Below are 14196 nucleotides of genomic sequence, written 5' to 3'. Positions count from 1 at the left end.
TGCGCTGACCGGATAAACCGCTCACGCGGTTTACCTAGATGGCGCGGGGTGGAGCAGCCCGGTAGCTCGTCAGGCTCATAACCTGAAGGCCGCAGGTTCAAATCCTGCCCCCGCAACCAAATCAAAAACAAAGCCCGCAGGACAGCAATGTCCGCGGGCTTTTTGACGTTCTGGAGCCCAACAGGCCGGGCAGTTGAGCGCCACGAAAGCATCCCGCCAGCAGGCCAACGCCGGCGCAGCGGGACAAAATCCCCAAAGCACGCCCTCGCACCCAAAGTTTACGAGCAATATCAAAGGGCTTCGAGGAAAATCGGAGCCCTTTTTGCATTCAAAATACCCTAGCACACGGCTAGCACAAACGGACCCCTCCGGTTTGACGGCCGCTTGATGCCGCGATTCCCTGTGCCTACAATGTTGACCGCTCAACGTGTCGGACGGAGGAAACGCGTCAGCAGCAGGTGCAGCATCGGCGCCTCGTCGAGCGGCTTGAACCCTGGATCGACGGCGATGCGCCCGAAGACGCCGTCGATGATCGCTGCAATCCAGCGTGCGCCGCCCTCGGGATCGATCGCGGCGTCAATCTGTCCGCGTTCGTGTGCGGCTTTGATCAGAGCGGAGAGGGCAGTGCGCAGTTCAGCGTCATTCGCCGCAACAAGTTCGCCGATGCGTTCGTCGCGCATGGCCTCGGCGGCGATCTCCAGCGCCAGACTGGAATAGACCGGATCGGCCGCCAACCCCAGAACAACGTCCATGAAACCCAACAGCGCGGCAAAAAGATCCGGCGCTTCATGGAGTTCACGGAAAAACTCCGCTGTTTCTTGACGTTCCTCCTCCACGATCGCGGCGATGATGGCATGCTTGGTTGGAAAATAATGGAACAGATTGCCCGGGCTCATACCCGCCTCGGCGCAGATTTCCGCGGTCGACGTGCCGTGAAACCCCTTACGCGAAAAGCAGGAGATGGCGGCATCGAGAATGACTTGCCGCCTTGCGGCATGTTTCTCCGGGTCGATCTTGCGCATCGTCATTCTCCCCAACGGTCCATTTTTATTTAATAGACTGATCGATCTCATATGCGGCGCAGGCCTTGCAGAGTCAATGGAAGCGGCCTAGTCGCCCGAGACGCCATGTTCCCGCAATGCTTGTATGCGACCGCCTTATTGTTGACGTGTTCAGCTGATGAAATTATTAGATTGACTAATCGAATAAATAATTTTCTTCTGAGCGCCTTAATCAGGGAATTGTCGACGCCACGCGAACCCAACGGGTTCCCGGTGTCCGTTCCCGCCAGCGAAAGCCAACCAGAATGAGACGTTCCCCAGTTCTGAGCGCAGCAATTGTCGCCACGTTCACGCTTGTCGCCACGGCCGGCCAGGCGCTTGCCAACGAGGCTGCAGCGTCGGTCAACGCCGATGCCGCAGCCGAAACCCGCACGGTTTCGACGCTTGTTGCCAACCGGCAGCCGCAGAAATGGATGCGGTCCTTTGCCGGCATCTTCGTCGCACGCGAAGAGATTGCCGTCGGCACGACGTTGACCGAGCAGCGAATTGCCAAGGTCGAGGTTGAGATCGGCGATCGGGTGGTTGCAGGCCAGGTTCTTGCCCGGCTGGAAACGGAGATGCTGGAAAACCTCCTGCGGGAAGCCGAAGGGCGCGTCGCCCGCGCCAGTGCGGCGGTTGCCCAACAGGAAGAGACCGTCCGGCAGGAGGAAAAGAAGCTCGACCGCGCCCGCCAACTGCGCCACCTGAAGGCCGAGACGTTCCTCGAGGAGCGGATCTCGGCAGTGGCGATCGCGATCGAGGCGGTCAAGGTCGCCCGCGCCGACGATGCGCAGGCCCAGGCGCTTTATGCGGAGGCGCGCCGCAAGCTCGAGCGCGCCGTGATCGTCGCGCCCTCCGCCGGCATCGTTTCCGAACGCCTTGCCCGTGCCGGTGCATTGGCCGGATCGGAATCGCTGATGCGCCTGATCCGCGACGGCGAGATCGAGCTTGCTGCCGAAATCCCGGAGAGCGAGTTGCCGCTGCTTGCCGTAGGTCAGAAGGTGAAGGTCAAGCTTTCCGGGCGCACGGGCGCGATCGAGGGCCATGTGCGGGTGATCAATCCGAAAATCGACAGCGAGACGCGACTTGGCACGGCCAAGATTGCGCTGAAGGCCGACAAGCCGCCGTATGCCGGAACGTTCGGACGGGCCGAAATCGTCGTTGCCGAACGTTCGGCGATCATGGTCGACGATTCGGCGCTGCTTTACGGCACAGCGGATGGAATGCCCTCGGTGTTCACCGTCGAACACGGGCGGGTCAAGCGCAAGACGGTCCAGGCCGGCATGCGCCAGAACGGCAAGGTGGAGATCGTGTCGGGCCTCGATGCCGGCGAGCGCGTGGTTGCCAAGGCCGGTGTGTCTCTTCGCGAGGGCGAGGCCGTCGCCACCAAGGACGTTGAACCCACTCAGACAGGCGTGCAGAAATGACCAGCAACATATCCGCCTGGGCGATCCGCAAGCCGGTTCCGACGATCGTCCTCTTCGTGGTTTTGACCCTCGTCGGCATCGCGTCGTTCCTGCGCCTGCCCGTCAACGCCAACCCGAGCGTGTCGTTTCCTGTCGTGACCGTGACCATCACCCAGCCGAGCGCCCAGCCGGCGGAATTGGAAACGCAGGTCACACGGCGTGTCGAGGGGGTGGCTGCCGGTCTGGTCGCCGTCAATCACATTCGCTCGACGGTCACCAACGGTGTGTCGACGACCACGGTTGAGTTCAAGATCGGTACCGACCCGGACCGCGCCGCCAATGACGTGCGTGAAGCGGTCGCCCAGATCCGCTCCGACCTGCCGCAGTCGATCCAGGAGCCGGTGGTGTCGCGCGTCGATGTCGATGGCAGCGCCATCGTCTACTACACCGTGCGTGCGCCGAACCTGTCCGCGGTTGAACTGTCGTGGTTCGTGGACGACACCTTGAACAGCGAGCTTCTGACGCTGCCAGGCGTCCAGAAGGTTCAGCGCCTGGGCGGCGTCAACCGCGAAGTTCGCGTGTCGCTCGATCCGGAGCGCCTGCTGGCGCTCGGCGTCACCGCCGACGAGGTCAATACCGCGATGCGCGAACTCAATACCAATGTCCCGAGCGGGCGAGGCGAAATCGGCGGGCGGGAGCAATCGATCCGCACGATCGGCAGTGCCACCTCTGTCGAGGAGCTTTCGCGGCTGTCGATACCGATTTCCGGAAGCCGCTGGGTTCAGCTTTCGGACGTGGCGACGATCGAGGACACCTCATCCGAACCGCGCAATTTTGCCCGGCTCGACGGCGAACCCGTCGTCAGCTTCTCGGTGTCGCGCAGCAAGGGCGCGAGCGATACCGTCGTTGCCGATCGCGTTGCCGCGCGGCTTGCGGAAATCCAGGCGCGCACGCCCGGTATCGAGATCAAGGAACTGATCTCGCTGGTTGAATACACCAAGGAGAGCTACGACGCGGCGGTGACGGCCCTTTTGGAAGGGGCGGCGCTGACGGTCGTGGTCGTCTTTGCGTTTCTGCGAAATTGGCGCGCGACGGTGATCTCGGCGCTGGCCATGCCGCTATCGATCCTGCCGACCTTCATGGTCATGGATCTGCTCGGTTTCACCTTGAACAGCATCAGCCTGCTGGCGCTGACGCTCGTCATCGGCATCCTGGTCGATGATGCGATCGTCGAGATCGAAAACATCGAGCGGCACGTGGACATGGGCAAACGGCCGTTCCTTGCCGCGATCGATGCCGCCGACGCGATCGGGCTTGCGATCGTCGCAACGACGCTGACGATCGTGGCCGTGTTTGCGCCCGTCAGCTTCATCGGTGGCGCGGTCGGGCAATATTTCAAGCAGTTCGGTCTGACGGTCGCCATCGCTGTGCTGTTCTCGCTGGCGGTTGCCCGCCTGCTGACACCGTTGATGGCGGCATATCTGCTTCGCCCGAGGGCAGGGCACGGCCATGAGGCGAAGCGTTCACGCATAGGCGATGTTTATGTTCGCCTGCTGGGCTGGACACTGGATCACCGCAAGACGGCGCTTTCCATCGTTGCCCTGATCTTTGTCGGCTCGATCGCGCTTCTGACGATGCTGCCGACCGGTTTCATACCCACGAGCGACAGCAATCTCTCGACCTTGAGGGTCACCTTGCCGCCGGGCACGCGGCTTGAGGAAACGGCGCGCGTCTCGGATGAACTGACGCGAAAGATCAAAGAACGGCCGGAGGTCGACAGCGTCCTTGCGACCGCCGACAACCTCAACCGGGTCGACCTGCTGATCAAGCTTCGGCCGCGCAAGGAGCGTGAGCTCGGCCGCAAGGCATTCGAGCTTTCGTTGCGGCCGCTGCTTGCGGAGACGCCGGACATCCAGGCGACCTTTGCTTCCGAACAGGGCGCGAAGGATCTGTCGATCTATCTGACCAGCGACGACCCGCAGGCGCTGACCCAGACGGTGCGCCAACTCGAAAAGGAGATGCGCGCGATGCCGGGCCTCGTCAACGTGCAGTCGACCGAGCCCTTGTTGTCACCGGAGCTGCTGGTGAAGCCTCGCCTCGACGAGGCTGCCCGTCTCGGTGTCTCGGTGACGTCGATCGGCACAGTGGCGCGCATTGCCACGATGGGGGACAGCGAAAGCAATTCGGCGCGGTTCAATCTCGGCAACCGGCAGGTGCCGATCCGTGTGATGCTCGACGAAACCGCACGGGCGGATTTCGACACGCTGCGCAGCCTGCGTGTCGGTACCAACTCCGGCAAGCTGGTACCGCTGACGTCCGTCGCTGACATTTCCTTCGGCGCGGAGGAAGGCAGTGTCGAGCGCCTCAACCGCAAGCGTCTGATGGCGGTCGAAGCCAATCTGAACGGCATCACGCTCGGCACGGCATTTGAGGCAGTTTCTGCCTTGCCGGCCATGACCAAGCTGCCGGCGGGGGTTTCCCAGGCGAATTACGGCGAAGCCGAATACATGTCGGAAATGTTCCGCAATTTTGCGCTCGCCTTGCTTGCCGGCATCCTGATGGTTGCCGCGGTGCTCGTCCTCCTCTTCAAGGACTTCCTGCAGCCGATCACCATCCTGATTGCCCTGCCGTTGTCGATCGGTGGTGCTGCGCTGGCGCTCATCCTCTTTGGTGCGGCGCTCGATCTCTCCTCGACCATCGGCATCCTGATGCTGATGGGCATCGTCTGCAAGAATTCGATCCTGCTGGTCGATCATGCGATCGTCTGCCGGAACGACGGGGCTGACCGACGTACGGCCCTGTTGACGGCGGGCACGACCCGCGCACGCCCGATCATCATGACGACGATCGCCATGGTTGCCGGTATGGTTCCGGCGGCGATCGGCGTCGGTGCGGATGCATCCTTCCGTGCACCGATGGCGATCGCGGTCATCGGAGGATTGATCACCTCGACGATGCTGAGCCTCGTCTTCGTGCCGGTGATGTTCACGGTGATGGATGATGTCAGCGTTCGCCTCGGCCGCCGGTTGAAGCGTCTGTCGTCGGTGACCGACGAGGACAAGATCGCCGATGCGGCGCGCAGCGGCAGCCCGCTCGTATCAGGCTCTTCCCATTGAACCGGTCAGCCTATTCGAAATAGTTGACGAGCCGCTTTTCGCCGACGGCGTGAACGCGGCAGTCGACGTCGAAGATCGCCTGCAGGCGCGACGGCTCGATCATGTCCTTCGGTGCACCTTCGAAGGCGAGCTTGCCGCCGCGCATGGCGACAATGCGGTCAGAATAGGCGGAGGCGAAGTTGATGTCGTGCAGTACGACGACGACCGTCTTGGCGAAATCGTCGGCCAGCCGCCGGAGCAGCTTCATCGTCTCGACGGCATGTTTCATGTCGAGGTTATTGAGCGGCTCGTCGAACAGCATGTAGTCGGTATCCTGGCAGAGCACCATGGCGATGAAGGCGCGTTGGCGCTGGCCGCCGGACAACTCGTCCAGGAACCGGTGCTCAAAGGCTTGCAGACCGACATAGGCGATCGAGCGCTCGATATGTTCGACGTCGACCGCCGTCAGGCGCCCCTTCGAATAGGGGTAGCGGCCGAAGGCGACGAGGTCGCGCACGCTGAGGCGCGCCGTGATGTGGTTGTCCTGGCGCATGATCGACAGGCGCCGGGCGAGCACGTCGCCAGCGGTACGGCTGACATCGAGACCGTCGATCACAACCTGTCCCTCGTCCATCGGCATAAGGCGGCTGACGATCGACAGCAGCGTCGATTTGCCGGCGCCGTTCGGACCGATGATCGAGGTGAGGCCGCCGGCCGGCAGCGTCATCGAGACCCGGTCGACGACCGCGTTGCTGCCGTAGGATTTGGTCACGTCACGAATTTCGATCATCGGGCGGAGCCTCGAACAAGCAGGAAGATGAACACAAGACCACCGACGAATTCGATGATGATGCTGAGCGCGGTGTTGAAGGCGAGCAAGCGCTCCAGGATCACCTGGCCGCCGACGAGCGTGACGATGGCAAGACACACGGCGATCGGCAGCACGAAGCGATGGCTGGCCGTCGGCGTGATCTGCCAGGCAAGGCTGGCGACCAGAAGGCCGAAGAAGGTCACCGGGCCGACGAGCGCCGTGGAGACCGACACGAGAACGGCGATGAGCACAAGCAGGATGGTGACGGTGCGGTGATGGTCGATACCCAGGCCGATGGCGCTTTCGCGGCCGAGTGACAGCACGTCGAAGGTCGGGAACAGCCGCCAGAGAACGAAGGTCACGGCGGAGACGGCGATGGCGGAAATGCCGAGAAGGCCGGCGTTGACGGTGTTGAAGCTGGCAAACAGGCGGTCCTGCAACACCACGAACTCATTGGGATCGAGGATGCGCTGCAGGAAGGAAGAGAGGCTGCGGAACAGCCCACCGAGGATGATGCCGACCAGCATCAGGAGATGCAGGCTGCGGGTGCCTCCGGAAAACAGCGCCCGGAACAAAAGCACGGAAAAGCCGACCATTGCCGCCGTCTCGATGACGAACTGAAACCGCGGGTCGACGGCGGTGGCGCCGGCTGCTCCGAGGAAAAATATCATGACCGTCTGCAGCAGCGCATACATCGCATCGAAGCCGATGATCGATGGTGTCAGGATGCGATTGCCGGAGATCGTCTGGAACAGGATGGTCGAGACCGCGATCGCATAGGCGACGAGAACCATGCCCGCGAGCTTGGTGCCGCGAAAGGAGAGGATGAATGCCCAGCTTCCCCTGGCGCCGAGCGTCATGAAAGCCAGCATCGACAGCAGGGCGAGCGCTGCCGTTACGAGCAGCATGCCGGCGGGCGAGGCCCTTTTGATGTCAGCCTGCATGGGCGCGCCTCGAAAGCAGCAGATAGAGGAAGACGACGCTGCCGATGACGCCCATGACGGTTCCGACCGGGATCTCATAGGGCGCGATGATCACGCGGCCGACGATGTCGCAGGCCAGCACCAGCCCCGCGCCGGTGGCGGCGATCAGCGGCAGGGTGCGCCGGAGATTGTCGCCGACGACGAGGCTGATGACATTCGGCACGATCAGCCCGAGGAACGGCACCATGCCGACCGTGGCGACGACGGTGGCCGTCACCATCGAAACGATGCCAAGGCCGAGCGTCACCACCTTGTTGTAGTCGAGGCCGACATTGCGGGCGATCTCCTCGCCCATGCCGATGACGGTGAAACGGGCGGCGGTGACATAGGCGATCAGCGTCAGGACGAGGGCGATCCATAGCAGCTCGTAGCGACCGCGCAGCACGCCGGAGAAATCTCCTGATATCCACGCACCCATCGACTGCATCATATCGTAGCGATAGGCGACGAAGGTGGTGATCGCGCTGATGACGCCGCCGAGCATGATCCCGACCAGCGGCACCATCAGTACCGAGCGTAGCGGGATCTGGCGCAGGATCTTGAGAAACAACGCCGTGCCGGCCAGCGCCGTGAGCGCCGCGACGGCCATCTTCGCAGCAACCGGCAGGGCCGGTGCGAAGATCATCGTCAGCAGCATGCCGAGGGCAGCCGATTCCGCTGTGCCGGCGGTCGAGGGTTCGACGAAACGGTTGCGGGCGAGCATCTGCATGATGGTACCGGCGACGGCGAGGCCGGTTCCGGCCAGCATCAGCGCCAGGGTGCGTGGTACCCGGCTTTCGACGATCAGCAGCCAGCCGCGCCCATCGCCGCCAAGCCCGGAGGCGAGGCTGCCGACGCCGGTCAGGACGCTGATGACGGCAAGCAGCAGGATGACGGGAATGGCAATCAGAAGTGGTTTCATCGATCGGTCTTACGCGCGCCGGTGTTTCGGCGAAACCCCATACGCCCTTTTGAAGGCCGTCGTGGTGTCGGTGGCGATAGAGGCAGCCCGGGCGATGATCGTGCCGCGCTCCTCCAGCGCGTTGCGCGTCACCTCGAGCCTTTCGTGACGCGAAAGCCGGCTGCAAGCCGCCAGCCGCGTGCTGTTCGACATCCCGCCGGCGCTTGCCCGAAGATCAATGTCGGGCCGAAAATGGCTTTTCGTGGCCGGCTGGCTGCCGTTCATTCTTCCGTCGCCTCCGAGCAACTTGAGACATGTTTCGTTCGCGTATGCCTCCGCATCGCGAGAGCCTCTCCGGTCAGGCACCGGACTGGGCCTCAATCATATATATGACATCGTTAGTCAAGTTTCATCGCGCGGAGCGCTGCAATGGCCCGAAATGACTGGAGCCAGGAACGGAATTTCTGCTTTTCCCCGTGCAGGTTCTTAGGTTCGCATTGCCTGATCACTTCTGCAGGACGTTGAACGGTCTTGTTGCCCTCTTTGGAAAATCGCGCTAGGACGATCAAAAAGATGAGGAAAAAAGTCATGAATATATCTCTGGTTTCTAATGGTCTTCGTAGTGTTGCTGTCGCTGCCGTCCTGGCTCTGGCGCCTGCCGCAAGCGCTGAAACTTTGAAGATCGAGCACAGCAGCGGCACGACGGATGTCGAAAAGAATCCGAAGACGGTGCTGGTTTATGACTTCGGCATGCTCGAGACCCTGGATATGCTCGACGTTCCCGTGGCCGGTGTTCCAGGTTCTGCGATCCCGCCCTCCCTCGAAAAATACAAGTCCGACGACTTTCCGAAGATCGGTACGCTGTTTGAGCCCGACTATGAGGCGGTCAATGCTGCTGAACCTGATCTGATCATCGTCGGCGGCCGTTCGCAGTCGAAATATGCCGAACTTGCCAAGCTCGCTCCGACCATCGACCTGACCTCTGATGACAAGGACCTGATCGGCAGCGTCAAGAAGAATGCCGCCATTCTCGGTCTCATCTTCGGCAAGGAAGCGGAGATCAAGGCAGCTTCCGAGAAGCTCGACGCCTCGATCGAAAAGCTGCGCGGCGTTGCAAAGGGCGCCGGCACCGGCCTCGTGCTCTTGACGACCGGCGGCAAGATCAGCGCCTATGGCAAGGGTTCGCGTTTCGGCGAAATCCACGACATCTTCGGTGTCGAACCGGCGGACCCGAAGCTGCAGGTCGCGACGCACGGCCAGGCCGTTTCCTACGAATACATCCTCGAGACCAATCCGGACTGGATCTTCGTCGTCGATCGCGACGCGGCGATCGGCCAGGAGGGCCAGCCGGCAGCAGCCCTGCTCGACAACGAGCTGGTGCGCCAGACCAAGGCCTGGAAGAATGAGCGGGTCGTCTATCTCGATTCCGCCAAACTCTACCTGACGAGTTCAGGCCTGAAGTCCGAACAGGATATCGTCGATCAGCTCACGGAAGCGCTGAGCAAGAAGTAAGCTGAAATTTGGCAGAGGGCGTCAGGAGCGATCATGCCGCCCTTTGTCCTGTCTTTGCCTACCGATCGGTCCCCATGCAGTGTGGAGAAGAACATGTTGAAAGCCACGAGCGGTTTTACCACCGAGCGCGCGTCGCAATACCTGCAGCAGATGTCCAAGCATTTCGCGCACAAGACGACGGTCGAGTACACTGAGACGGATTCGGTTGCGACGATAGGAGCGAGCACCGCGCGCATGACGGCCCGTGGAGATCGGCTGTCGTTCGTCGCGGAATCGCCGGATGCCGAGGCGCTGGCGGAATGCAAGGACGTGATCGAGCGCCACATCATCCGTTTCGCATTTCGCGAGCAACTGAAGGCGCTCGACTGGACCGAAACCGCCGAATGAGTGGTCGGCCGCCATGCAGGCCCTACGGTATGTTTCCTTAAATCGTATCCGCTTTAAGGACAAAAACATGCAGCAATTCAAGGTGCTACAGCGACCTTTGCACGTCTGATAAGACGCGCGCTGTAGCGACCTGCTTCAGTGCTTGCTTCGTGAGCCGGCGTCGCCCGGTTTGTTTGGCCGTGCCTGCAGGTGCGCCGATATGCCCGATGGCAAAGAGGGCTGAAGCAGGGGCGGCGTGGTCGGCAGGCGCACGGAGGCGTCAAGCGTTCGCTTCGGCGGCACCGGGACCCTGGGCGGTGGGGCGATCGATACCGGGGTTTGCGCCGGTTCGGGAACCTCGTCCTGTTGCAGGGTTTGCATGGCTGCCTTCAGTCGTATGACGGCTGCCTGCGCCTTCAGCTTGCAGCGCATGTGGTCCGGATCGTCGGAAAGGATATCCTCGAAGCTTGTGAAGATGCTGAGGGCTTCTTCGCCTCGGCCGGTCGCGCAGAGCGCGACGCCGAGCTTGTAGCGCACGAGGCTCAGGAGCGGATGGCGAGCGAGCAGGGCCTCGAAGGTCTCGGCCGCTTCGGCATAGTGCCGTTGCGCCATCTGGCTATCACCGAGGCGATGCTGGATCTTGCCGGCACCCGGCATCGTCGCAAGCAAGCCTCTGTAGAGATATTCCGCCTCGTCGTGTTCGCCCTTGTCGTCGAAAAGCTGGGCGAGGCCGTAGCGGGCGCGCGCGTGGCTCGGTGCAGTGTGGATGACCTGCCGATAGCCGGGTTCCGCCTTGTCCAATCGCCCCTGCTTGTGCAGTTCCACGGCGCGTTCGTAGACATATTCGATGCTGCGCGGGTTGAGACAATTGCGCAGATTGCGACCGGACAGGGTTCGGACAAGCATGCTGCGAATGCGGCGTTCCTCGACGCCAAAGGAATATTTGTAGTCTTCGTCGCCACGCAGGAAATCGTAGACCCGATATCCCTCGGCAATCGCATCGCGAATGGCAAAGCCGTGCAGCAGAAGGCCCGGGGAAGGGGTCGTCCATGTCTCGTCGCGGCCGGTGATGTAGAACAGAATGGTCTGCTTCTGCCGGTCGAGCAGATTGGCAAGCACGCCGAGCGGCCGGTCCTGATACCACAGAACGGGCACGTCGAGCGTGCCCTGGTTAAAGGCGTCGAGCAACATCTCCCGCGTCAGGGTGATCAGACGGTCGACCTTGCTGCCCTTGCGCTCCGCCCACTTGATGCGCCACAGCCGGAACAGGGTGTCGAGGTCCCTTTCGATCGTCTCTTTCGTCGCGTGGGTAATGCGGTAATCGGATGAGGCCTCGACCATCCGCACGAAGCGTCGCAGCTTCTGTCGGGTCTGCGCACTCATATGCGTGCTGAGATATTCCTCCCAGCTTTCCGGCAGGTTCACATAGGGGCAGATCGTATTGTCGATGTTGTCAGCATTGCTGCGCTCGTTGCTGGTCTGCACGAACTGGCTTTCGGGAAAAGCGCCGAGCAGGCGGTCGAGCCGGGACGAGGCGGTATAGAAATAGTCGAGCGTGAGGGTCGTCCAGTTCTCCTTGCCGATATGAGCGGAAAAGGCATCGGCCGCCTCGTCCTCCAGGCCGGGCCGGCACAGGAAACCGGTATAGTCGGCGCCGTAATTGCCTGCCATTCGGATTTCGTCACAGAAGAGCTTGGTCTTTTCGTCCTGGTAGGTAGACACCTTCAATGGCATGAAGGCGCAGTAATGCGCATCGTCTTCCTGCTTCAGCGCGAGAACGAACCAGCGGTGGCGGTGCGACAGATACTTTTGCAACCACCCCCACGAAAGAAAAAGGTGAGCTTCGGGATCTTCCAAGTATATCCGATCCCAATCTTCGTGAATTTTCTCAAATTCTTCCAAAGTGTCAAAGATATCTATTTTCATAACGCCCCCGGTACGCAACAGATAAATACTTTTCTAAAAGCATATGTCCGGATCGTTCGTTTTCAAAATGACCTTAGGTATTAGTCAATCCATAGCCCGGCTGTACTAATTCATATTATCCGAATGCATCGTTTGCCGGCGTTGGCGATCGTGCATGCGGCGCTAGATCGAACGCTCGTCGAAATTTGGCCGCGAGCGAATGAAGGCCCAGAGGCTCTTGCTGATCTCGGTGATCTCCTGGATGGCGGCTTCGAGCCGCTCCAGCTCGCGGGCGTCCAGCTGCTCGACCTTGCCGTAGCGAATGTCCTTGTCGCCCTCGACCAGACGCATCAGCTGCGTGCTGGAGATTTCGCCCTGCTCGTCGAAGGAGTAGATACAATGGTTGTACTTGTTGCGCATCTTCGACTGCTGTTTCAGCCGATCCATGATCGAAAGAACGCTGTCGCGCGTGTCGACGGGCGTGGCGGGCAGCTTGGCCAGGCGTTCGGTCAGATCGATGCGCGCGCGCGTGGTGTTCAAGGTCAGAAAGACCACGATCGCCTGCTCCTTGTCGACATTCAGCAGGTGGGCGATGATGTAGATCAGCAGGCTTTCGGTATTGGTCCAGACGTAGTTGAGGCGGCCGACAAGCAAAAGCACCTCGTGTATCGCTGCCATCAAACGTCTCCCCTGTCTGCGACCTATCGCACGCTGCCATCACCGGCGAAGACCATCCTGAAGGAAATAATCCAGTCTTCAAGACGGCGGGAGACAGCGGGCAAGAAGCCGGAACCTGCAGTCTGCTCCTATCGTGCGCCGACGTCATCGTCAGCCTCCCCGCTTCGTCTCAGGTTTCCTTGAAGGCTCGCGACATGCTGTCGGTGATCGGCTTCGTCAGATATTCGAAGAATGTGCGCTCCGAGGTCGTGATCAGCACTTCGGCGGGCATGCCCGGCACCGGATGGAAGCCATGCACGCGATGGATCTCGCTGACGGGAACCTCGACGCGAACGATATAGACATCTCGCTGCTGGCCTCCGCTGACTTCTTCGACGGAATCGGCCGAGACATAGAAGACCTTGCCGTTCAGCACCGGCGTCGTGCGGCGGTTGAGCGCCGACAGGCGTATCGTCGCGTCCTCGCCGACCCGCAACTGATCGATCGAGGTCCGCAACACTTGCGCTTCGATGATCAGCGGCACGTTGGCCGGCAGAATTTCCATGATCGGCTTGCCGGTCGCGATCACGCCGCCGGCGGTATGGAAATAGCTGCGCACCACGGTTCCGTCGACGGGCGAGCGGATGGTGGCGCGGCCAAGGACCTCGCTTGCCTCGCGCAGCTGCTCGCGCACGCCGTCGAGGTCGGCTTCGGCGGCTTCAAGTCCATCGAGCGCTGCCTGCTTGTTGGCATTGATGGCAATCACCGCCTCCTGGCGATAGCGGTCGATCTGCGACAGGCTCTCCTTGACCTCGGCGTCGAGCCTGCCGATCTCGCCCATGGCGTCGGCAGCAGCGCGGTCGAGCGCCATCAGTTCCGATCTCTTGATCAGGCCGCCTTCGGCAAGCTTGCTCTTGGCGGCGCGTTCCTCGTTGAGGATGTCCAGCTGCTTGTTGAACGATTCCTGCTGGCGTTCGTAACCCTTGGCGCGGAACTCCAGCGACTTGATGTTCTGCTCGATGAGGTTCAGCTGGTCGTCGAGCTTGATCTTCTTGCTGTGGAAGTTGACGTTCTGGCTCTCGATGATCGCATGGATATCCGGATCGTTTGCCCCTTCCTTGACAATGTCGGGAATCTTGAACGTGCCGCTACCGAGGGCTTCCGCCCGTAGCCGAGCGACCACCGCTTCGAGACGCAGCCGCTTCAGGTTGAGCGCGCGCTCGTTGGCGCGCGACGGTGTCTGGTCGAGCTTGACCAGGATATCGCCGGTCCTGACCTTGTCGCCTTCCGCCACCAGCATCTGCTCGATGATGCCGCCTTCGAGGTGCTGGATGATCTTGTTGTTGCCGTTGGCGACGAAGCTTCCCTGGGCGATGATCGCGGCCGCCAGTGGTGCGGAAAAGGCCCAGTAACCGAAGCCGCCGAACGACGCGAGGATCAGGGCGAGGCCGGCCATGCTGTGCAGCTTTATCGATCGCGGTACCTCCGAATACCACTCCACCGCATGTTCTTCGGCAGCATTCTTTTTCTCGCGGCTCATG

The 14196-nt window shown here is 61.4% G+C and carries 12 protein-coding genes and 1 tRNA gene; 5 read left to right on the top strand and 8 right to left on the bottom strand.

Translation table 11 applies throughout. The annotated features are described in order from the left end of the window. Positions 1–42 precede the first annotated feature (42 nt). Positions 43–119, top strand: a tRNA-Met gene (locus tag BC360_RS29430). A gap of 303 nt (positions 120–422) precedes the next feature. Here BC360_RS29430 and BC360_RS29425 read toward each other — a convergent pair. After that, a complete protein-coding gene (locus BC360_RS29425) occupies positions 423–1022 on the bottom strand; it encodes a TetR/AcrR family transcriptional regulator (RefSeq protein ID WP_065797850.1) in 600 nt (199 codons plus the stop codon). A 284-nt stretch (positions 1023–1306) separates the two neighbouring features. Here BC360_RS29425 and BC360_RS29420 point away from each other — a divergent pair, with 284 nt between their 5' ends. Together BC360_RS29420 and BC360_RS29415 are read left to right on the top strand one after the other, a co-directional pair. Further along, a complete protein-coding gene (locus BC360_RS29420) occupies positions 1307–2467 on the top strand; it encodes an efflux RND transporter periplasmic adaptor subunit (RefSeq protein ID WP_065797849.1) in 1161 nt (386 codons plus the stop codon). Next, positions 2464–5562: an efflux RND transporter permease subunit gene (locus tag BC360_RS29415; protein WP_065797848.1), complete on the top strand. Its 3099-nt coding sequence runs from the start codon at positions 2464–2466 to the stop codon at positions 5560–5562. Before BC360_RS29420 ends, BC360_RS29415 begins: the two co-directional genes overlap by 4 nt. 10 nt (positions 5563–5572) lie before the next feature. On the opposite strand, the gene BC360_RS29410 is transcribed toward BC360_RS29415, so the two are convergent. Genes BC360_RS29410 through BC360_RS29395 form a run of 4 tightly spaced genes read right to left on the bottom strand, consistent with a single transcriptional unit; the run spans position 5573 to position 8500 of the window. Continuing rightward, positions 5573–6331: an ABC transporter ATP-binding protein gene (locus BC360_RS29410; RefSeq protein ID WP_065797847.1), complete on the bottom strand. Its 759-nt coding sequence runs from the start codon at positions 6329–6331 to the stop codon at positions 5573–5575. Next, entirely contained in the window at positions 6328–7296 is a 969-nt protein-coding gene (locus BC360_RS29405) for an iron chelate uptake ABC transporter family permease subunit (RefSeq protein ID WP_065797846.1), read from the bottom strand. Before BC360_RS29405 ends, BC360_RS29410 begins: the two co-directional genes overlap by 4 nt. Further along, the gene (locus BC360_RS29400; protein WP_065797845.1) at positions 7286–8236 is read right to left on the bottom strand and encodes an ABC transporter permease; all 951 of its coding nucleotides are present in this window, start codon (positions 8234–8236) and stop codon (positions 7286–7288) included. Before BC360_RS29400 ends, BC360_RS29405 begins: the two co-directional genes overlap by 11 nt. Positions 8237–8245: 9 nt before the next feature. Continuing rightward, the gene (locus BC360_RS29395; RefSeq protein WP_065781101.1) at positions 8246–8500 is read right to left on the bottom strand and encodes a hypothetical protein; all 255 of its coding nucleotides are present in this window, start codon (positions 8498–8500) and stop codon (positions 8246–8248) included. Positions 8501–8788: 288 nt separating this feature from the next. On the opposite strand from BC360_RS29395, the gene BC360_RS29390 reads away from it, so the two are divergent. Together BC360_RS29390 and BC360_RS29385 are read left to right on the top strand one after the other, a co-directional pair. After that, a complete protein-coding gene (locus BC360_RS29390) occupies positions 8789–9727 on the top strand; it encodes a siderophore ABC transporter substrate-binding protein (RefSeq protein ID WP_065797844.1) in 939 nt (312 codons plus the stop codon). Positions 9728–9820: 93 nt separating this feature from the next. Next, positions 9821–10114, top strand: a complete 294-nt coding sequence (locus tag BC360_RS29385; RefSeq protein ID WP_065797843.1) for a DUF2218 domain-containing protein — start codon at positions 9821–9823, stop codon at positions 10112–10114. A gap of 135 nt (positions 10115–10249) precedes the next feature. Here BC360_RS29385 and BC360_RS29380 read toward each other — a convergent pair whose 3' ends face one another. The 3 genes from BC360_RS29380 to BC360_RS29370 form a co-directional block, all read right to left on the bottom strand. Beyond that, a complete protein-coding gene (locus BC360_RS29380) occupies positions 10250–11908 on the bottom strand; it encodes a GNAT family N-acetyltransferase (RefSeq protein ID WP_065797842.1) in 1659 nt (552 codons plus the stop codon). Between the two features lie 273 nt (positions 11909–12181). Continuing rightward, positions 12182–12676 carry a hypothetical protein gene (locus tag BC360_RS29375; RefSeq protein ID WP_065781097.1) on the bottom strand — a complete coding sequence of 165 codons (495 nt, stop codon included), beginning with the start codon at positions 12674–12676 and terminating at the stop codon, positions 12182–12184. Positions 12677–12845: 169 nt separating this feature from the next. After that, a complete protein-coding gene (locus BC360_RS29370; protein ID WP_065781096.1) occupies positions 12846–14195 on the bottom strand; it encodes an HlyD family type I secretion periplasmic adaptor subunit in 1350 nt (449 codons plus the stop codon). Position 14196: the final 1 nt, after the last annotated feature.

Origin of the sequence: Ensifer sp. LC163, from assembly GCF_001695855.1 — a bacterium.
Classification (GTDB): Bacteria; Pseudomonadota; Alphaproteobacteria; order Rhizobiales; family Rhizobiaceae; genus Ensifer.
Note: the sequence above shows the minus strand (reverse complement) of the source record. Positions and strands in the feature narration are given on the sequence as shown.